This window comes from Rhizobium brockwellii, from assembly GCF_000769405.2.
Classification (GTDB): Bacteria; Pseudomonadota; Alphaproteobacteria; order Rhizobiales; family Rhizobiaceae; genus Rhizobium; species Rhizobium brockwellii.
Genome location: NZ_CP053440.1, coordinates 178814 through 199171 on the forward strand (window position 1 = coordinate 178814; position 20358 = coordinate 199171).

General features: G+C 61.4%; 18 protein-coding genes. 7 read left to right on the forward strand and 11 right to left on the reverse strand.

Features of this window, described 5'->3' with window-relative positions; genetic code table 11:
* Positions 1-183: 183 nt before the first annotated feature.
* The 7 genes from RLCC275e_RS24435 to RLCC275e_RS24465 form a co-directional block, all read right to left on the reverse strand.
* Positions 184-2301 (reverse strand): carboxy terminal-processing peptidase, encoded by a 2118-nt coding sequence (locus RLCC275e_RS24435; protein ID WP_033183127.1) that lies wholly within the window; start codon positions 2299-2301, stop codon positions 184-186.
* A 149-nt stretch (positions 2302-2450) separates the two neighbouring features.
* Positions 2451-2930 (reverse strand): MEKHLA domain-containing protein, encoded by a 480-nt coding sequence (locus RLCC275e_RS24440; protein ID WP_033183487.1) that lies wholly within the window; start codon positions 2928-2930, stop codon positions 2451-2453.
* Between the two features lie 118 nt (positions 2931-3048).
* Positions 3049-4239: a M20 aminoacylase family protein gene (locus RLCC275e_RS24445; protein WP_033183126.1), complete on the reverse strand. Its 1191-nt coding sequence runs from the start codon at positions 4237-4239 to the stop codon at positions 3049-3051.
* 69 nt (positions 4240-4308) lie between these two features.
* Positions 4309-5088 (reverse strand): amino acid ABC transporter ATP-binding protein, encoded by a 780-nt coding sequence (locus RLCC275e_RS24450; protein WP_033183125.1) that lies wholly within the window; start codon positions 5086-5088, stop codon positions 4309-4311.
* Positions 5085-6014, reverse strand: coding sequence for an amino acid ABC transporter permease (locus tag RLCC275e_RS24455; RefSeq protein ID WP_033183124.1), 930 nt, complete (start codon positions 6012-6014; stop codon positions 5085-5087). The genes RLCC275e_RS24450 and RLCC275e_RS24455 overlap by 4 nt, the downstream gene beginning before the upstream one ends.
* A complete protein-coding gene (locus tag RLCC275e_RS24460) occupies positions 6011-6901 on the reverse strand; it encodes an ABC transporter substrate-binding protein (RefSeq protein WP_033183123.1) in 891 nt (296 codons plus the stop codon). Before RLCC275e_RS24460 ends, RLCC275e_RS24455 begins: the two co-directional genes overlap by 4 nt.
* 75 nt (positions 6902-6976) lie before the next feature.
* The gene (locus RLCC275e_RS24465; RefSeq protein ID WP_033183122.1) at positions 6977-7939 is read right to left on the reverse strand and encodes a substrate-binding domain-containing protein; all 963 of its coding nucleotides are present in this window, start codon (positions 7937-7939) and stop codon (positions 6977-6979) included.
* Between the two features lie 99 nt (positions 7940-8038).
* Here RLCC275e_RS24465 and RLCC275e_RS24470 point away from each other — a divergent pair, with 99 nt between their 5' ends.
* Complete coding sequence (locus RLCC275e_RS24470; protein WP_033183121.1) at positions 8039-9364, forward strand: aminotransferase-like domain-containing protein; 1326 nt, start codon at positions 8039-8041, stop codon at positions 9362-9364.
* 54 nt (positions 9365-9418) lie between these two features.
* On the opposite strand, the gene RLCC275e_RS24475 is transcribed toward RLCC275e_RS24470, so the two are convergent.
* Both RLCC275e_RS24475 and RLCC275e_RS24480 read right to left on the reverse strand, forming a co-directional pair.
* Positions 9419-10141, reverse strand: coding sequence for a response regulator transcription factor (locus tag RLCC275e_RS24475; RefSeq protein WP_003562390.1), 723 nt, complete (start codon positions 10139-10141; stop codon positions 9419-9421).
* Between the two features lie 13 nt (positions 10142-10154).
* On the reverse strand, positions 10155-11393 hold the full coding sequence (locus RLCC275e_RS24480) for a GAF domain-containing sensor histidine kinase (RefSeq protein ID WP_033183120.1): 1239 nt from the start codon (positions 11391-11393) through the stop codon (positions 10155-10157).
* Between the two features lie 280 nt (positions 11394-11673).
* Between RLCC275e_RS24480 and RLCC275e_RS24485 the strand changes: the two genes are divergently transcribed.
* From RLCC275e_RS24485 to RLCC275e_RS24505, 5 genes are all read left to right on the forward strand, one after another.
* Positions 11674-12690, forward strand: coding sequence for an ABC transporter substrate-binding protein (locus RLCC275e_RS24485; RefSeq protein WP_033183119.1), 1017 nt, complete (start codon positions 11674-11676; stop codon positions 12688-12690).
* Between the two features lie 71 nt (positions 12691-12761).
* Positions 12762-14213, forward strand: a complete 1452-nt coding sequence (locus tag RLCC275e_RS24490) for a sugar ABC transporter ATP-binding protein (protein WP_033183486.1) — start codon at positions 12762-12764, stop codon at positions 14211-14213.
* A complete protein-coding gene (locus tag RLCC275e_RS24495) occupies positions 14210-15157 on the forward strand; it encodes an ABC transporter permease (RefSeq protein ID WP_033183118.1) in 948 nt (315 codons plus the stop codon). Before RLCC275e_RS24490 ends, RLCC275e_RS24495 begins: the two co-directional genes overlap by 4 nt.
* On the forward strand, positions 15154-16104 hold the full coding sequence (locus tag RLCC275e_RS24500; protein WP_033183117.1) for an ABC transporter permease: 951 nt from the start codon (positions 15154-15156) through the stop codon (positions 16102-16104). The genes RLCC275e_RS24495 and RLCC275e_RS24500 overlap by 4 nt, the downstream gene beginning before the upstream one ends.
* 14 nt (positions 16105-16118) lie before the next feature.
* The gene (locus RLCC275e_RS24505) at positions 16119-17033 is read left to right on the forward strand and encodes an SMP-30/gluconolactonase/LRE family protein (RefSeq protein WP_033183116.1); all 915 of its coding nucleotides are present in this window, start codon (positions 16119-16121) and stop codon (positions 17031-17033) included.
* Between the two features lie 85 nt (positions 17034-17118).
* On the opposite strand, the gene RLCC275e_RS24510 is transcribed toward RLCC275e_RS24505, so the two are convergent.
* A complete protein-coding gene (locus RLCC275e_RS24510; protein ID WP_033183115.1) occupies positions 17119-18750 on the reverse strand; it encodes a GMC family oxidoreductase in 1632 nt (543 codons plus the stop codon).
* Between the two features lie 194 nt (positions 18751-18944).
* Positions 18945-19736: an alpha/beta fold hydrolase gene (locus RLCC275e_RS24515; RefSeq protein ID WP_033183114.1), complete on the reverse strand. Its 792-nt coding sequence runs from the start codon at positions 19734-19736 to the stop codon at positions 18945-18947.
* A 141-nt stretch (positions 19737-19877) separates the two neighbouring features.
* Here RLCC275e_RS24515 and RLCC275e_RS24520 point away from each other — a divergent pair, with 141 nt between their 5' ends.
* Entirely contained in the window at positions 19878-20345 is a 468-nt protein-coding gene (locus RLCC275e_RS24520; protein ID WP_011649065.1) for a MarR family winged helix-turn-helix transcriptional regulator, read from the forward strand.
* Positions 20346-20358 lie beyond the last annotated feature (13 nt).

The following is a 20358-nucleotide window of genomic DNA, read 5'->3' on the forward strand; positions in this document are numbered from 1 at the left end:
GAGCGTCAAGCAGCAACCCCAGTGGATGGCTTTCGCGCTTTCTTACCAAGCGGCTCGACGGTGCGATCGATCAATTGCGCGTCGCAGGCTTCAGGCGCATACTTGCGTCCGGACAAACGACGATATTGTCGTTACAAGGTCGTGTCCCGTTATTTTGTCACAGGACCTACCCCCGCGGGATGACTATTTTCCGTTTGTGGTTCCCGTTTGTTTTGTGGCTGCCTTTAGCCCGCCTTGCTGCAAATCCGCCTCGTCGGCAAGAATGGTGGCGGCCTCGTCGAGCAGGACGTCTTTTGCGTTCTTGCGGGCATTCTCGATGGCAATATCAGCGCTCAGGCTGCGCTCGCCGGCCTCCAGACCATCATCTCCACCCGGATCCTCGCCATCGCTTACTTGCGCTCGATCCTTGAACCGTTTCTCGCGAGCCGTCGCTTCTTTGCGACGTTCCGCTTCATTGAGGGAGATAACCCCTTTCTCGCGCTGTGCCTTGAGGTCGGCAATGTCTTTTAACAAGCGCTGGAAATCCGGATCGCTTCCAACCCGCGCATCATGGCGGCTTTGCAATGTCGGCAGCAACGTCGAGACAGTGTCGGAGGGCGTGTAGTTCGCGGGCTTGATCTGCGCCCACGGCAGCGCATTGTCATAGCTGGTCTCGCCGAAGCTCGTCGGATCGGAAAGTCCCGGTAAGCTGATATCAGGCGTCACGCCGCGCAGCTGCGTCGTACCGCCGTTGACCCGGAAAAACTGGGCAATCGTCACTTTCAGCTCTCCGAACTCGGGTTTGCTGTTGCGGACGATCTGGTCAAGATCGACGACGGTCTGAACGGTGCCCTTCCCGAAACTGGGTTCGCCGACGATCACGCCTCGACCGTAATCCTGGATTGCCGCGGCAAAAATTTCCGAAGCCGACGCCGAGCCGCGATTGATCAGGACACCCATCGGGCCTGCCCAGACAGGCGCTGCAAGCTCAGCACTTTTGACCTCGATCTTGCCGTCGCTGCCACGTTGCTGAACGACCGGTCCATTGCCGATGAAGAGACCGGTCAAATCAATCGCCTCGTCCAATGAACCGCCGCCATTGTTGCGCAGGTCAATAAGAACGCTGTCGACCTTTTCTTCCTTCAGTTCGTCGAGAAGCTTGGCGACATCGCGGCTTGCGCTTTTGTAATCCTGGTCTCCTTTGCGCTTGGCTTCAAAATCCTCATAGAATACCGGCAGCGTGATGATCCCGATTTTACGCGTGGCGTCGCCCGCCTTCACGGACAGCACAGTCTTCCTGGCAGCCTGCTTGTCGAGACTGATTTTATCGCGCACCAGGCTGATGACGCGATGCGTGCCATCTGCTCCGGCATCTGCCGGCAGGATGTCCAGCCGCACGACGGAGTCCTTTTTCCCGCGTATCATCTGCACGACTTCATCAAGGCGCGTACCCACCACTTCTTTGATCGCCCCATCCTTGCCTTGACCAACGCCGGTGATGCGGTCTCCGACCGCGAGCTTGCCGGACAGCTGCGCCGGCCCGCCAGGCACGAGTTCACGGATCGTCGTGTAGTCGTCGCGTTCCTGAAGTACAGCACCGATACCAAACAGCGAAAGCTTCATCGAGACATTGAAGTCGGCTGAAGCGGCCGCGCCGAAATAGTCCGTGTGCGGATCGATCGACGTTGAATAGGCATCCATGAACGACTGGAAAACGTCGTCGCTTTTAAACTTGTAAGCGCGCTCGAGTATGTTTTCATAGCGTTTGTCGAGCGTTTCGCGAATCGCCGCGTCGTTTTTGCCGCCGAGTTTCAACCGCAACCAGTCGCTCTTGACGCGCTTGCGCCAAAGCTCATTGCTCTCGGCTTCAGACTGCGACCACGGCGCTTTATCGCGCAGCACCGAATAATTTTCCTGCGCACTGAAATCGAAGCTCTGCTTCAGCAGGCTGCGCGCATAGCTCATGCGGTCGACAACGCGCTGTTCATAGGCGTTGAAAATCGCAAACGGGATCTTCAAGTCCTTCCGTTCTATCGCATCATCGATCTCGCTGCGGTCAGACATGAACTTGTCGATGTCCGCTTGCAGGAAGAGCATGCGGTCCGGATCAAGTGACTTGATGAACTGATCCATGATCCTGGCCGACAAGGCGTCGTCGAGTGGCACGGGCTTGTAGCTATACCGCGAAAGAAATTGTGCGCTCAACTCAGCGGCTTGCGCCTGTCGCTTTAGCGGCGCCAAAACAGGCGGTGATGCGACTTCAGCATATGCGGACTGTGCAATTGCAAGAAATGCACCAAAGAAAACGTAGGCTATGCGCATTCAGCGTTGATCCAATTCTTAATGCCGAGTGTCGATGTGCGATCTATGTGACGCAATCATGGTTTTTTGGCAACCAAATGGCAAACGACATGGTTTGTAAAATCGCGGAAACATATCCGGCGCGTCGTCGGCGTCTCCGCAGCCGGCGCTCAATCCGCCTGCACGTCTTGCCAGGAGCCGAATGTCGCAGCCTGACCGCGACGGAGTCCGCTGCTGTCGACGAGATCCCAGACGATGGCGTTCTCGATATAGAAACGCCGCCCTGATTTGGCGATGCGAAGTCCGCGGTAGTCGGCGATAAAGCCGTTTGCCGCCACGGTATTCAACAGCCTGTCACGTTCCGCGCGATCTGGTGCCTCCGCCGAAAGGCGCGATGGCAAAGTGATGAACTCGTCCCATGAATATTCAAAACGGGCCTGGGCGGCGCGGTTTGCGTAGATAAAGCGCGGATCGGCGTCGGTGTTGTGAGCAAGGACAACGGCGGGCGACTGGTCGTAAAGCCATTCAGCACCCTGGCCTTCCGGCGTCAGGCTGCGTCCCACGCTTCGTTCGAAGCTGTCCGCCATCAGGGCGTAAAATTCGAGATCGTAAGACAAGTCGAGGCCGGCGTCGTTGTAGTTGGCAATCATGCTGCGCATCCTGGATTGCGGCGAGAGATGTTGAAGTGATGCTCTCGCTACAAAATCCTTTTGCGCTACAGAAAGTGCAAGCTCCAAATGCGACGCGGTCAAGCTGGCGACCGGGACTTCACGCGTCATCCTGGAGGTAGCGTTCCGCGAGCCTTGCCCACATGGCTGCGCCAACCGTCAGGCTGGCATCGGCGAAATCATATGTGGGGCTATGCAGGATGGCGGAATTCATGCCGTTGCCGAGACGCAGGAAGCTGCCCGGCTTGTGCTCGAGAAAGTGCGAGAAATCCTCGCTGCCGGGAATGAGCGGGCAGGTCGCGACCTTGTCTTCGCCGACCAGTTCCGCCGCGACGATCCGGGCGAAATCCGTCTCGGCAGGCGAGTTGACGACGACGGGATTGCCGCGATCGTAGTCGATCTCGATCGAAGCACCATGACCGTCCGCCACAGCGCGGGCGAGCTTGGTGATGCGTTCTTGCAGGAGGTCGCGAATGCCAGGCTCGAAGGAGCGCACGCTCAATGCGAGCTTGGCATACTCAGGAATGACATTGACGGCATCGCCGGCATGGATCGTGCCGACGGTGATGACCGCCGTCTGGGTCGGGTCGAGGTTGCGCGAGATGATAGTCTGCAGCGAGACGACGAGGTTGCACGCCACGACCACGGGATCGATGGTCAGGTGCGGCCGCGACGCATGGCCGCCTTTGCCCTTGATGGTAATCTCGACTGTATCCGACGCCGCCATCATCGGGCCGGATCGCAGCAGGATGGTGCCTTCGGGAGCGCCGGGGTGGTTGTGGAGGCCAAAGATGGCGTCGAATGGAAACCGCTCGAACAGGCCGTCGGCGATCATCGCCTGGGCGCCGCTATTCTTGCCCGCCTCTTCCGCCGGTTGGAAGATCAGCGTCACCGTGCCGCTGAAGCGGCGGGTGCGGGCGAGATATTCGGCTGCGCCGAGCAGCACGGTCGTATGGCCGTCATGGCCGCAGGCATGCATCTTGCCGGGGGTGCCGCTGGCATAGGCAAGTCCGGTTGCCTCGACGATCGGCAGCGCATCCATATCGGCGCGGATGGCGATGCCCTTGCTGCCCTTACCTGCGCTGAGGCGGGCGACAACGCCGTGACCGCCGACATTGCGGGTCACGTCATAACCCCAGCCTTCCAGCTTTTCCGCGACATACCGCGCTGTTTCCGCTTCTTCGAAGGAGAGTTCCGGATGGGCGTGCAGGTACCGGCGGGTCGCCTTCAGCTCCGCCTCCATGGCTTCGAAATCGGAAAGGCGGGCATAGGCATTGTCGAGCGTGGGCATGAAAACATCCAGTATTGATCGAGAACCATGCTCCGGCCCCGGGGGCCGAAGCAGCGAGCTGACATCAGTTCAGAGAAAGCGGGCCAGAAAAGCCTGGGTCCGGGGATGTTGCGGATTGCCGATGACATCCTCGGGCTTGCCCATCTCGACGACATTGCCGCCGTCCATGAACACCACCCGATCGGCTGCCTCACGGGCGAAACCGATCTCGTGGGTCACGACGATCATGGTCAGGCCCTGTTTGGCGAGATCGCGCATGGTGGAGAGAACTTCGCCCACCAGTTCCGGGTCGAGCGCCGAGGTGGGCTCATCGAACAGCATCAGCTTCGGCTTGATCGCCAGGGCGCGGGCGATGGCGACGCGCTGCTGCTGGCCGCCGGAGAGCTGGCGGGGATAGCTACCCGCCTTTTCCGACAGGCCGACCCGCTCCAAAAGCCGCATGGCGTTCTCGGTCGCGGCCTTGCGGCTTTCGCCGTGCACGCCGATCGGCGCTTCGACGATGTTCTGCAGCACCGTCATATGCGGATAGAGATTGAACTGCTGGAACACCATGCCGATCTTGCGCCGCTGGCTGGCGATCCCGTTGCTCGACAGCTTTTCCAGCCGGTCCTTGCGAAGGCGATAGCCGATCTGCTCGCCATCGACTTCGATGAACCCCTTGTTGATGGCTTCGAGATGGTTGATGCAGCGCAGGAAGGTCGATTTCCCCGAGCCGGACGGGCCAAGCACGACGACGACTTCACCCGGCATGACGTCGAGGTCGATCCCTTTCAACACTTCGAGCTGGTCGAAGGACTTGTGGACGTTGCGGGCTCTGACGAGAGGCTTTGCAATTTCGGCACCGGTCAATGGCTTGCCTCCTCGGCAAGGGTCTCGGATTTGGCGGCGGCGGTATTGTTGCGCCGTTCGCTGCGGCCGTAGTAGGCCTCGATATAGCTCTGGCCGAGATTGAGGATGGAAGTGATAAGCAAGTACCAGAGGACGGCGACCAGCAGCATCGGCACGATCTCGAAGGTGCGATTGTAGATCGACTGGACGGAATAGAGCAGATCGGCCATGGCGATGACGCTGACGAGCGACGTCGCCTTGATCATGCTGATCAGCTGGTTGCCCGTCGGCGGCACGATCGAGCGCATCGCCTGAGGAATGATAATCCGCCACAGCGCTCTCGCCTTGGTCATGCCGAAGGCTTCCGCCGTCTCGAACTGGCCACGATCGACCGAGAGTAGGCCGCCACGAATGATCTCGGCCATGTAGGCCGCTTCGTTCAAGGCCAGGCCGACGATCGCCGCCGTCATCGGCGTGATGACCGAATTGGTCTCCCAGCTGGCGAGCGTCGGACCAAACGGAATGGCGATTGAAAGTTCGGGAAAGAGGGTCGAGAGATTGTACCAGAAGATCAGTTGCACCAGGAGCGGCGTGCCGCGAAAGAACCAGATGAACAGCGATGCCAGCGACCGAGCGAGCCGGTCATTCGACAGCCGGGCGATCGCCAGTCCGAGGCCGAGCACGATGCCGATGGCCATCGCGACCACTGTCAGGCCTAGGCTGACGTAAAGACCACTGATGACAGTCGGATCGAAGAAATAGGCCGCGACAACAGGCCAGCCGAAATTCTCGTTATGGGCGACGATCCACAGGAAGTTCGCGGCAATCAGGAGCACGACCACCCACAAGAGGAGCCGGCCCGTTTGAAAGGGCTTGTGGGCATGAGCAACATCCCGGAAGTCCGCATCGCCAGACGGCGATACGGCAGTCGTGCGGTCATTGCTCATTTCGGCAGAGCTCCACCAAGATTGAGACCGGGCTGCTTGATCATGTTGTTCTCAAGACCCCACTTCTTCATGATGGCGGCATAGGCGCCGTTATCCATCAACGCCTTGATCGAGTCGAGCAGAACGGGGCCGAGCGGCGAGCCCTTCGGCACAACGGCGCCCTGATAGAGGTCGTCGAAGCCATTCTTCTGGCCGACGCCGCTCAGTTCCAGCTGGCCGTTTGCCTGAGACACGAAATAGGTCAGCGGCGCCTGCGAGGAGAAAAAGGCGTCGGCGCGTTTGGAGCGGACCGCCAGGATCGAGCTCGGCTGGTCGGTATAGGACTGCACTTCGAGTGCAGGCTTGCCGTCCGTCTTGCACTTTTCGACCTGGGCCTGGATCACCTTTTCGGCGGAGCCGCCGGCCATGACAGCAATGCGATTGCCGCAGGCGCTGTCGAGCGAACCGATGGCCTTCGGATTGCCCTTCTGAACGGAGAAGACCACGTATTCTTGAACCCAGTCGACGAAGTCATTGGCCTCTTCACGGGTTTTGAAGTCACCGATCGGGCCGAAGGCGAACTGGTATCGGCCGGAATTGATGCCGGCGAGCAATGCGGTCAGTCCGCTGACGGTTTCGTGCTCGATCGTAACGCCGAGCATCTGGCCGATCGCATCGGTCAGATCGGCGCTGGCGCCGGTCAATTTCGTGCCGGTGACGATCTCATAGGGAGGAAAGGAACCGTTGTTGACGGAGATCATCTTGCCGTCGGTGCGGATCTTCTCCGGCAGGCGGGCGTGAAGAGCATCGTTGACGGTCTGTTTTGGCACGGCCGTTTCCTCAGCGAAGACCGAAGTCGTCATCATCAGACCCAGCAGGGCGGCGGAAGCGATCAGTTTCGAATGCATGTCATTCCCCTTTTTTTGGTTTGCGAAAATGGTGGTTCAACGATGAGGCCTGCGAAGAGTTTCCCCAGGCCTTGTTCATCGCGCCTTGGCGTGCCACGGAAACAGATCGGCGGGCGTCAGAAGGCGCGGCATGACTTTCTGTTCGTAAAGTTCTTCGGCAAAGTCGGCGATCATTGCCTCGTTCTCGGCAAGCCCGCTGGCCCTCCAGGTCGGCGGCAGGTCGGCCGCGCAGCGGCGCAATTCGTCGATCATCCAGGGCGTGGTGTCTGCGTATTTCTCACGCTTTTCCAGCCACAGACGCTGGGACTCGTCGATCAGCTCGCTGAGTTCATCCATGATCCAGGGATGCTCCTGGACGATATCAGCCTTGAAGCCGATCAGATGCATGCCCGGGATGTAGCCGACTTCGTGGAAGTAAGTGACTTCAGCGGCGCGGAAATCATCCAGCACCTGGCGGAGCGGCGATTCCTGATCAAAGAAACCTTTCGGCATGAAAGGCGTGAACACGGCATCGAGCCCGCCATCCAGCAAAAGATCGACCATCGGGCGCTCGCCGGGAGCAGCCTCGATGCGGCCGGGCCGTCCAAAACCATCGAGACGGTCGACGATCGGATGAGCCTCCGTCAGGCGCCCGGCATACCACATCGCATCCTCGACGCCGACGCCTTCCCGGCGCAACGCAGCACGGGTCCAGGTATTTCCGGAATCACGCCAGCCGGTCACGCCGATATTCTTTCCGGCCAAATCGGACAGCTTGCGGATCGGACTGGCCTTGGCGGTGATGATGCAGCGATGGCGGAAGCCACGCATGATGAAGTTCGGCATGCCAATGACCCGATCATCGCCGTCATGACGCATCTGCGAATAGCGGCTGAAGGACATTTCCGCGGCGTCATGCGCCGCGTCATCGGCGAGGCTGGAGACCAGCGTACCTACACGATCGACTTTGATATCGAGACGGGAAGAACTGACATCACCGAGTACAAGCGGCGTCATGTAATCCCAGTCCCGGAGGGCGATGCGAAGCGTCACAGGCATGCAAAAACTCACAAAATTGCTCGACGAGGGGCAAATTAAATGTTCAAATTATAGAGTACAAATGTTATTACGTTATTGAACATTTAAAGTGAGAGAAAAATGGGCGACTCGGTCGAAGCCTCCTGGTTTGCCGAAAAAATAGCCGACCGCAGCATCCGGGGGATCGCTCTCGAAACCAGCGCGCTGATCCGTGCCGGTGTCCTGCCCATTGGGACACGCCTGCCGGCGATCCGCGATATCGCTTACGAATTGCATGTCAGTCCGGCAACGATCTCCGAGGCCTGGAGCGAATTGCGGCGGCAGAAGATCATCAGCGGCCGGGGGCGCAACGGCACCTGGGTCAGCGGCGACCGCTTTGTCGCCAAGCCGGAACGTCTCGCCAGCTCGGGAAATTATGCGGCAGGTGTGCTCGACCTCACCTTAGCCGGGCCGGATGCAGCACTTCTTCCGCGCCTCGCCGAAGCAATGGCCTATGGCGCGTCCGTCGATGACCTCAACAGCTATGAGCGCAGCAGGATCGTCCCTGAGTTGAAGGACGCCGTTTCAGAGCGATGGCCCTATCAGGCGGAAGCCTTTCTGGCCACCAATGGCGGTTACAACGCCGTCTATACGATATTGCATGCGCTGGTCTCCTCGGGCTCGTCGGTCGCGATCGAACATCCGACCGCGATGCGGCTGCTCGATATTCTGGAAGATCTTGGCGTCAAAATCATCCCTGTCGCCTGTGACGGCGAAGGCCCCCTGCCGGATTCGCTGCGCGAGGCATTGGGGCAACGTCCGGCGGCTTTCCTGTTCCAGCCGCGGCTGCATTCCGTGACCGGCGTTACGGTCAGTTCATCCCGCCTCGATCAACTCGGCGATGTGCTGGAAGACAGCGATACGCTTATCATCGAGGATGACGGCGTCGGCGACGTGTCGGCGGCACCTCCGCAGTCGCTGGGCGACCGATTTGCGGAGCGGACGATCCATATCCTGTCACTCTCGAAAAGCCTCGGACCGGATCTGCGTCTCGCCGTCCTGTCGAGTTCCGCGCCGATCGTCGATCAGATCCAGTCTTACCGTTCCTTCAGCGCCGGCTGGACCAGCCGTATCCTGCAAGGTGCCGCCGCCTGGCTATTGCGCGATCCGGCAACCTGGCAGCTTATCGGCGAGGCGCGCGAGATCTATCAGCAGAGGCGGGACGCTCTTTCCGATGCGCTCGGCGAACGGGGCATACCGATACCGGCAGGCCAGGGCCTGTGCCTCTGGGTGCCCGTCGCCTCCGAACCATTCGCGATGGTGACGCTCGCCGCACGCAATATCGCCGTCAACCCGGGCAACAAATTCTCCGTCCTGCCAAGCAGTCATATTCGAGTGGCGACCAGCACGCTCAGCCATCGCTGCGAGGAAGCCGCCGATGCGATCGCGCTGGCTCATGCGCCGTGAACGGCTGGGCCGCACCAAGTCTCTGATCCCCGTTCATTCCGCGCAAGTCCGGAACTACTTTCCCTCAAGCCATTCCTGCAGCTCTGCCTCAGCCCGCTCCAGAGCGCTGTAGTTCAGGAGTTTGCGCAGGAAAGCGACGGTAACGGCGCGGGCGCGCAGATTGAAGCGGCCGTCTTCGTGGTCGTCGCCGGCGCTCTGGTAGACGTCGAGCTTGTCGTAAAGCTGCTGCAGGCGGTTCTGCACGCTGCGCAGCGACAGGCCCCGACGTTTGGCGATGGCCCGGTCGGTGAGGCCGAGCGCGATATCGACGAGGATCTCGTATTCGGAATCGGTAAAGCCGTTCGTCTGGCCGAGGCTCTTCTGCTGCAGGCCCCGCACCTCGCGGTCGATGACGCACTGGCTCTCGATGAAGATCGAGCGTAGCGCAAGCTTCAGCCGCTCGTCGGAGGCGGACTTCAGCACATAACCATAGGCGGCGCCATCCGGCACGATGCGGGAGACGCCGCGCACATAAGCCTCGTCCGAGTAATTCGACCAGAACAGGATGCGGGTCTCCGGCCGCTCCTTCCAGATGGTGCGCGCCGCCTCGATGCCGTTGCGGTTCGCCATCTGCAGGTCCATGACGATATGCGCCGACTTGTGGTCGCGAGCGAGCTTTTCGCCGACGGTTCCGTTCTCCGCCTCGATCACCGTATCGCATTCCGGCAGAGCCGCGTTGACCGCCTCGTGCAGATAGGACCGGTGCAGCGGGTCGTCCTCGACGATCAGAACCTTCATTGCGCCCTTCTCCTCAGTTTGGCCCGCTCGGCGGGTCGTTTGGTACGAGTGGTAGCACGACGCGCACCACAGTCCCGCGATTGTTGTGGCCGGGGCCGGTCGTGAACCGCGCCGAAATCAGCCGCGCACGGGTCTTCATATTGTCGATGCCGCCGCCGATCCGTCCCCGCGCCTTGGTGAGCCCGGTCCCATCGTCGGAGATTTCGATCGACAGCCGCTCCTCGTCGGCCTCAAGCCGCACCGTGACGGCCAGGGGCGCGGCATGACGCACCGCATTGTTGATCGCTTCCTGGGCGATCCGAAACAGCGCGACGCTGACGGTCGGTTCCAGTCGCTCCAGTGCGCCGTGCGTCTCGTCGACAAGGCCCCATTCGATGCCCGATCCGCTGTCGCGGGTCGATCGGTCCAGATGATGTTCGATCGCCTGGGCAAGGCCGAAGAGCTGGAGCACGGAGGGTTTTGCCTGCTCGATGATCTGCCGCAGATCCTGCATGCAATGCTGCAGGGAACGGGAGATCGGCTCCAGCGTCTCGGGCGCCACCTCGCCGTTGCGCGACAGCCGATCGATCCGGCGGGCGAGCCGCGTCAGGTCGGCGAGCGTCTGGTCGTGCAGATCCATGCCGATGCGCTGGCGTTCCTGCTCCAGGGCTTCGGTAAGCTTCAGCGCACCTTGCCGCAAACCCTCCTCGCGGGCGCGGGCCTCCGCCTCGACAATGGCCGAGCGTTGCGCCTGTTCGGCCGCCTGCAGCGCAAAGAAATAGGGCGTCAGCAGGTCGGCGATGATGCGGGCGCGTTCGATATCCTCCATCGCATAGACGCCCGCCCTGTGAGACGAACAGGAGAGCGCCGCGATGATCGTGCCCTGCACCTTCATCGGCACATGCAAACGGCTCCTCAGCGACTGTTCGACGATCGGCCGCTTAAACGCGCCCTCGAAGTGGAAACGCGGGTCGGTCATGGCGTCGTCCGCCAGCAAAAAATCCACCTCGCCCCAGAGCAGCGAACGGATGGGGCTGTTGACAACAGGCGCGCCGGCAAGTCCGCCCCAAGCGGTCTCGATGCCCGTCTCATAGGCCGTGTGGTAGTTGCCGCCCTCAAGCAGCACGCAGACATCGAGATGGTCGTGCGGGATGATATGGGCGACCTCGGCCGCGACGGAACGGATAGCCGAGCGGAAGTCGAGCTGGCCCGCGAGCAGCCGGGAAATGCCGAGATAATGGTCGAACATGGCTGCGGGTACGAGATGCAGCATCGTCAGTTCCTCCCCGAGGCGGCAGCAGGCTCCTCAACCCGCCGCGCCCCTTTCCAGTAAGCGCCCGCGGACGCGCCGCCGTCTTGCGTAAACCCGCAGCTTGTTGCGCAAATCCCGCAAACGGATTGCCGCCTTGCCCCTGTACAGGCCGGTCGATCTCCCGCATCCTGCCCTTACTGAGAGGAGGAAGCTCAGTGCAAGAACAATTTTCACTCGGACCCAATTGGGCCGGCAGGAGTGAAGCGATCCGCCGACCAGCGCGATCATCAGGGAGGAAGACATGACAATCCGTAAGATGCTTCTGGCATCGGCCGCTATTGCTTGCGCCGCGATGCCCGTTTCCGCCTTTGCCGAGACATCGGCCAAGAAAATCGCTCTTTCCAACAACTATGCCGGCAATTCGTGGCGCCAGGCCATGCTGACGAGCTGGGGCAAGGTGACGGGCGAAGCCGTGAAGGCCGGCACCGTTGCCGCAGCCGACCCTTTCACCACCGCAGAGAACCAGGCGACGGAACAGGCCGCGCAGATCCAGAACATGATCCTGCAGGGCTATGACGCCATCGTGCTGAACGCCGCCTCGCCGACGGCGCTGAACGGCGCGGTCAAGGAAGCCTGCGACGCCGGCATCACCGTCGTTTCCTTCGACGGCATCGTAACCGAACCCTGCGCCTGGCGCATCGCGGTCGACTTCAAGGAAATGGGCCGCAGCCAGGTCGAATACCTGTCGAAGAAACTTCCGGCCGGCGGCAACCTGCTCGAGATCCGCGGTCTTGCCGGTGTCTTCGTCGACGACGAGATCTCGGCGGGCATTCACGACGGCGCCAAGCAGTTCCCGCAGTTCAAGATTGTCGGCTCCGTTCATGGAGACTGGGCGCAGGATGTAGCGCAGAAGGCTGTTGCCGGCATCCTGCCGAGCCTGCCCGACATCGCCGGCGTGGTGACGCAGGGCGGCGACGGTTATGGCGCTGCACAAGCGATTGCCGCGACCGACCGGAAGATGCCGGTCATTATCATGGGCAACCGCGAAGACGAACTGAAGTGGTGGAAGGAGCAGAAGGACGCGAAGAGCTACGAGACCATGTCGGTGTCCATCGCACCCGGCGTCTCCACGCTCGCCTTCTGGGTGGCGCAGCAGATCCTCGACGGCAAGCAAGTCAAGAAGGACCTCGTCGTACCCTTCCTGCGCATCGACCAGGACAATCTCGAAACCAACCTCGCCAATACCCAGGCCGGCGGCGTCGCCAACGTGGAATACACGCAGGCAGACGCAATCAAGGTCATCGAGTCGGCAAAATAAATCTCCCGGCGATGACCGCGCGGCCGTCAATGGCCGCGCGGCATTTTTTGCAAGCAGGCATGGCGGGCAGCATGGATGACGTTTTGAAGGCGGTGATCGCCGTCGATGGTGCCAAGGTGAGCTTCGGCGCGGTCAGGGCACTCGATGGCGTGACCCTTCGCGTCATGTCGGGCGAATGCGTCGGGCTCGTCGGACACAATGGCGCCGGCAAGTCCACCATCGTCAGCGTCATCAACGGCGGCCTCACGCCGCATGAAGGAAGTGTGGCGAGCGACGGCGAACGGCTGGAGCGTTATGGCATCAACGCTGCGCGTGCCCGCGGCGTGCGGTGCGTCTTCCAGGAGCTTTCGCTCTGCCCCAACCTTTCGATCGTCGAGAACACGCGCATCATGCACCGCCATCTCGGTGGCTTCGGTTGGCGCAGGCGCGCCGCAAAAATCATCGAGACGAGCCTCGACGCCGTCTTTCCCGGCCACGGCATCGACAGCAGCCGGACCGTGGGGGATCTTTCGATCGCCGAGCGGCAGATGGTCGAGATATCAATGGCCTTTTCCGACGCAGGCATTGCGCCGCGGCTGGTGATCCTCGACGAACCGACCTCGTCGCTCGATGCAAGCCTTGCCCGGCAGATGCTCGACCATGTCCGCCGCTTCATCGCCACGGGCGGGTCCGTCATCTTCATCTCGCATATACTGCACGAGATCCTCGAAACCGCCGACCGCATCGTCGTCATGAAGGACGGCCGCGTTGTCGCCGAGCGCCCGGCGCAGGGCTTCGACCATCACGGCCTCGTCGAAGCGATGGGCACCGTTGCGAAGGAGGAGACAAAGCAGCGCTCGGCCCGCGAACAATCCACCGCCCAGCTCATTCTGTCTCATCAAGCGAAGGGGCTTCCCTTTGCGGCGCGCAAGGGCGAAATCATCGGTCTAGCCGGTCTGGCCGGCCACGGGCAGACCGAGCTCCTGCTCGCCCTGCATGCGGCGCAGTCCAGCAACTGGCTGCCTGAGCGCGATCCGCTCGTCACCTTCGTCGCCGGCGACCGCCGCCTCAACGGCGTCTTCGAGCTGTGGAGCATCCTGCGCAACTTCTCCATCGCCTCGCTCGGTGACCTCTCCCGGCGCGGCCTTATCCTCGCGGGCGAAGAAGAGGCAAAGGGCGCCGACTGGAAGCGGCGGATCGAGATCCGCACGCCCGATATGGACAATCGCATCCTGTCGCTGTCCGGGGGCAACCAGCAGAAAGTACTCTTTGCCCGCGCGCTGGCGACGCGCGCGCCAGTTGTGCTGATGGACGACCCGATGCGCGGCGTCGATGTCGGCACCAAGCAGGAGGTCTACGCGATCATCCGCGAGGAAGCGGCGCATGGCCGCACCTTCATCTGGTACTCGACCGAAATGGACGAGGTCCGCCTTTGCGACCGCGTCTACGTCTTCCGCGAAGGCCGCATCACGGCCGAACTCGCCGGTGACGCCGTCAACGAGACGAATATCATCGCCGCCTCCTTCGAAGGGGTCGCCGCATGACGTTCCGGCTGTCGTCCGACGCCATGCGTCTTGCCATTCCCGCCTTGTCGCTGACGCTGCTGCTTGCCGCCGTCTTCTGGCTGCAGCCGCGCGCCATGAGCTATGTCGGGCTCAACTTGCTGTTCAACCTGGCTGTGCCGATCGCGCTTGCGACGATCGCCCAGATGATCGTGATGGCGGTCAACGATCTCGATCTCTCGATGGGCGCCTTCGTCAGCTTCGTCGCCTGCGTCACCGCGACCTTTCTGCGGGATGCTCCCGTGATCGGCGTGCTGATCCTTGCAGGCGCGATCGCAACCTATGCGGCGCTCGGCGTCGTCATCTATCTGCGCAACCTGCCCTCCATTGTCGTGACCCTCGGCATGAGCTTCGTCTGGGGCGGCCTTGCCGTATTGCTGCTGCCGGCACCGGGCGGGCAGGCGCCGGACTGGGTACGCTGGCTGATGACCGTCAAGCCGCCGCTGGCGCCGATGGCGATTGTCGCCAGCATCGTCATCGCCTTGGTCGCCCACCTTCTCGTCATGCGGTCGTCGCTCGGCGTGCTGATGCGCGGCATTGGCGGTAACCAGCGTTCGGTCGAGCGCGCCGGCTGGTCGATTGTCGGGGCGCGCGCTGCCGCCTACGGTCTTGCAGGCCTCTTTGCCGTGCTCGCCGGCATCGCCCTTGTCGGCCTGACGACCTCGGCTGATGCCAATATCGCGCTGCGCTACACGCTGCTGTCGATCGCCGGCGTGATCCTCGGCGGCGGCGAGTTCATTGGCGGCCGCGTCTCCCCGATCGGCGCCGTCATCGGCGCGCTGACGCTGACGCTCGCCGGCTCGTTCCTGTCCTTCCTGCGCATCTCGCCGGACTGGCAGATCGGGGCTCAGGGCGCGATCCTGATCATCGTGCTGGCCCTCCGTTTGATGCTGAACCGCCTGGAGAAGCGAGAGAAACGCCGATGACTCCGCTCCTGCGCCTATTCCGCAAACCCTGGATCTGGTCGTGGCTTGCCGCCTTTGTCGTCTGGTTCCTGACGATCATGGTGACGCTCGGCGCCAGTACGTTTGGCCTGTCGCAGGCAGCCCTCACCTTCGCGGCCTTCTCGGTTATCGTCGGCATCGGCCAGATGTTCGTCATCACGCTCGGTCCCGGCAATATCGATCTTTCGGTTCCCGCCACCATGACGCTTGCCGGCACGGTGGCGCTGAAGCTGATGAATGTCGAAAACGGCATGATCCTGCCGGGCCTTCTCGTCGCCATTATCATCGGCCTTGTCGTCGGCCTCGGCAATTATGCACTCATCAAGGCGCTGCGCATTCCGCCGATCATCGCCACACTGTCCATGAGCTTCATTGTCCAGTCCGCGGCGATCTGGACGAACCGCGGATTGCGCATCAAGCCGCCGAGCGTGCTGGCGGAATTCACCACGTCGAACACCCTCGGCGTGCCGAATGTGGCGATCGTCGCATTCCTCATCTCGCTACTTGCCTGGTTCCTGCTCGAGAAGACGATCTACGGACGCTGGATCTCGGCGATCGGCCAGAGCATGCCGGCCGCCCGTATGGCAGGCATACCGGTCGACGGCACGCGTTTCGTCACCTACCTTTTCTGCGCCGTGCTCGCATCGGTCGCCGGTTATCTGCTCGCCTGTTTCTCCGGCGGCGCGGCGCTCAACATGGGCACGGAATATCTGCTGATGTCGATCGCCGTCGTCGTGATCGGCGGCACGGCGGTCGCCGGCGGCGATTCCAACGTGCCGGGGATCTGGGGCGCATCGCTCTTCATGTTCCTGGTCGTCTCCATGCTCAATACTTACGGGTTCGGCGCGGGCATTCGCCTGATCATGACCGGCCTCATCATCATCAGCGTCATCATGCTCGCCGGCGGTCGCCGGGCAGGCATGCGATAAACGGAAAGACCGCCATGGCCGAGGCCAGTATCTACGAAATCCACGACCCGCGCTTCCGGCAGATGATCGTAACGAGCGCCGGCCTCGACGAGCTCTATTCCGGCTGCCGCTGGGCGGAGGGTCCCGTCTGGTTCAACGATGCGAACCAGCTGCTCTGGAGCGACATTCCCAACCAGCGCATGCTGCGATGGACGCCCGAGAGCGGCGTCTCCGTCTATCGCCAACCCTCCAACTTCACCAACGGCCATACGCGCGACCGGCAGGGACGGCTGATCTCCTGCGAACATGGGACGCGCCGCGTCACCCGCACCGAGGTCGACGGCTTGATCACCGTGCTCGCCGACCGTTTCGAGGGCGCCAGGCTCAATTCGCCGAACGATGTGGTGGTGAAGTCCGACGGCTCGATCTGGTTCACCGATCCGACCTACGGCATCATGTCGGACTACGAAGGTTTTCGCGCCGAGCCGGAGCAACCGACGCGCAACGTCTACCGGCTCGATCCGACGACAGGCGCGCTTGCAGCTGTCGTCACGGATTTCATCCAGCCGAACGGCCTCGCCTTCTCGCCCGACGAGACGATCCTCTATGTGGCGGATTCCGCCGCCAGCCATGACGAAAGCCTGCCACGTCACATCCGCGCTTTCGACGTGGTCGACGGCAACAGGCTCACGAACAGCCGCGTCTTCTGCCTGATCGACAACGGCATCCCAGACGGCGTCCGCACCGACGTCAACGGGAACCTCTGGTCAAGTGCCGCCGACGGCGTGCATTGCTTCGACCCGACGGGCAAGCTGATCGGCAAGATCCGCGTACCGCAGACCGTCGCCAACCTCACCTTCGGCGGCCCCCAACGCAACCGGCTGTTTATCGCGGCGACGCGGTCGGTTTATTCGGTCTATGTCGCCGTGAGTGGGGCTCAGGTGCCGTGAGGTTGGTCGCCTTGAACCAATACAAACCGTTACTACAAAAAGCTCGGCGGCCCACGTATGCCGCCGAGCTCCACATAAATCTTCATCATATGGGCTGATTGAACCCTCCGCTCGAGTCCGTAAGACCATGCATTTCCCGGATCAGATCGGCCGCCCGCTCTCCGATGACAACACAAGGCGCCATCGTGTTGCCGGTGGTGATGCGAGGCATGATCGAGGAGTCTGCGATGCGAAGGCGATCAATACCGTACACTTTGAGCTCGTTATCGACCACCGACATACTGTCGCGTCCCATCTTGGCTGTGCAGGATTGATGCCAGTAGGTGACCGCCGAACGCCGGGTAAAGTCGATCATCCCTGATCTGTTGCGCGCGCCCGGAGCAGTCTCGGCCGTTACCAACGGCTTGAAAGCGTCGCTATTTCCCAATTCCCGGCATAGCTCCACCGCGGCCAGGGCAGCAGCCATGTCTTCTGGTTCGCTCAACGAATTGGGTTCGATGAGGATAGGGTCACTTGCGTTGGGGCCGGAGAGCCGAAGCCAACCACGGCTTTTCGGCTGGGCGAGGCCGTTAAACATCGTCCAGCCATGTTCCGGCGTTTCGAGACCCGTCTCGATGGGCGACGGCACGGCGAACTCCAGCTGGCACTGAAGAATGTCCGGCTGGGCGAGACGCGCGTCGCTTTTCCAGTAGAGTTTTGCTTCGCAGCCACTGCCACCGACGGCTTCTGGTTTTCGATATGCCCAGGTGCAGCCGAATGCGAGGTGATCCTGATGATTGCGCCCAACGCCAGGTAAATGTTGGACCACGGGAATGCCGTGGGCTTGCAGATCATCTTCCGGCCCTATGCCCGACTGCATCAACACTTTCGGTGTGTTGATCGCGCCGAGCGACAGTACCGTTTCGCAACGCGCAATGAATTGACGTCGCTGATCACCGACGAGAGCCTCGATCCCCGTAACGCGCTTGCCATCGAAGATGAGCCGCGTGACCAGTGCGTCGGTTAGCACAGTCAGGTTCGAGCGCGACATGAGCGGGCGGACATAGGATCCAAAGACAGACTCCCGCTTGCCATCCCGGATCCGCAGTTCAGCGATGGATGCGCCGCCCGGTCCCTCCATCATTTCACCGTTCGGGCTATCGTAGACGGGAATGCCGATAGTGGATGCCGCACTCAACAAGGCCTCTGCGATCGGTTGGGGCGCCCGCGGCTGCGCTACGTATGCCGGCCCTCCGACGCCGCGACGCGTTGGGTTCGGAGCGCCCTGCCAATCTTCGATCCGGCGATAGTAGCCGAGGACAGACTGATAGCCCCACGCGTCATCGCCGGCTTCAGCGGCAAAGTGGTCCCAGTCCCCCTTGTGTCCTCTGGCCCACACCATGACATTGATGCTCGAACCGCCACCGAGCCCCTTGCCCATGCTGAGAGGAAGACGTCGTCCGTCCAGGCCGGGGGTCGGTTGTCCAACAAAGCCCCAGTCCCGGCTCGAGCCGAGATTGAGCGGCCACTGCGCAGGGTTCGTAACGGTTTCGGCCGCATCGTCCCCACCCGCCTCGAGCAGCAGAACGCTCGCGTGCCCATCCTCTGCCAGTCGCGCAGCGACAACGGAGCCGCTGGACCCGGCGCCGCAAACGATGAAGTCGAAAACAGCACCGACCTCGCGCTGAGGAATGGGCGGATTTTCGGGTGCATTTTGGTCATGACTATTCAGCTTCACGTGACTACCTCCGTGAATAGATTCAAAACAATAGCGAATTTGCTGGGGATCCCGGGGGCGAATGCGGGCAATGGATCCCAGTCCGAGATCGTGCGGCCTTCCATGTGCTCGTTTCGGCCCGACCTCGCTCGGTTCGACAGCCCCTGCTCGTCGTCATCGGGACAGTGCGGACTGTCCCGATGAGGCTACGTCTGTCATTGCTTCTTCGCCGAGACGGCCTTAGCGGCCTGATCAATGGTATCGGCCACCACCTTCGGCTGCGTCATGAACAGGGCGTGGCTTGCCGAAACCTTGGTGATCTTCGCCTTGATGCGCTCTGCCATGTGGATCAGCATCGCCTGATCGAATGCCTTGTCTTCGGTAGCGATGACGGCCCAGCTCGGCTTGGTGCGCCATGCAGCATTTTCCAACTTCGTCCCGAACGCCGACATGTTGATCGGGACCTGCGCATCCCTCATGAATGCAACATCCGCATCGCTGACGTCATGAGCAAAGCCAGCCTTGAGCTTTTCCGGGCTGACATATCCAAAGCCATCTTTCGTGGTCTCAATGACGAATTCCGATGCAGGAGCAAATCCTTGGTATTGCTGTGCCGTTGTCTCGCCGGCATCGGGGGACAGAGCAGAAACATAGACGAGGCCAGCAACCTTTGCGTCGATGCCCGCTTCCGTGATGACCGTGCCGCCCCAGGAATGTCCAACGAGAATGACCGGACCATCCTGCCGTTCCAGCGCACGTTTGGTGGCGGCAACGTCGTCTTCGAGGGAGGTCAGCGGGTTCTGGACGATCGCAACGCGATAGCCGCGCTTGGTGAGATTGTCGTAAACACCCTTCCAGCCAGAACCGTCCGCAAAGGCGCCGTGGACAAGCACAACGTTTCTGACCGACTGGTCTTGAGAGATAGTGTCCGCTGCGTTCGCCGGCAATGCGGCAGCGGACAGTGAGGCTGCAGCAGCAATTGCGGCTACGGTGGTCGTGCGTATCATGGCTACCTCCTTGTTAATTGCGATAACTGTTATCGCGATATATGTAAGCTCGCAGACTTTGGATTGCGCGTCAAGATAATTCTTATCGCGATATTTAATTTCTCTCTAGCATGGGCTATATGGAGTCTACAGGAGCTCACAATGACCGCACGCCATAACGACCCGCCCCCTCTGCACGACCAATTGTGCTACGCAATTTACACTGCTGGTATTGCCATCCAGCGTGCTTACAAGCCCCTTCTCGATGAGTTGGGCCTGACGTACCCGCAGTACCTCGTGCTCAACGTGCTGTGGGGCGAGGATGGGCAGACGGTGGGCGCCATTGCCAATGCCCTTGCCCTGGAATCCAGCACGCTGACGCCGCTTCTAAAGCGCCTTGAGGTATCCGGCCTGCTGCGTAGGACCAGAAACCTGAGCAACGAGCGCCAGGTGTTGATTGCGTTGACCGACGAAGGCAGGGCATTACAGCACAAGGCTGGTTGTCTCAGCGACACCTTGCTTGCAGCTTCGACCCAGACGCCACAGGAATTGGGCGCTCTGAACCGCGACGTCCGCCATCTCCGCAACGCGATCTATTCCCAGATCGGCGGCTGGGACGCACCCGCCTGATTTGCCGTGTATG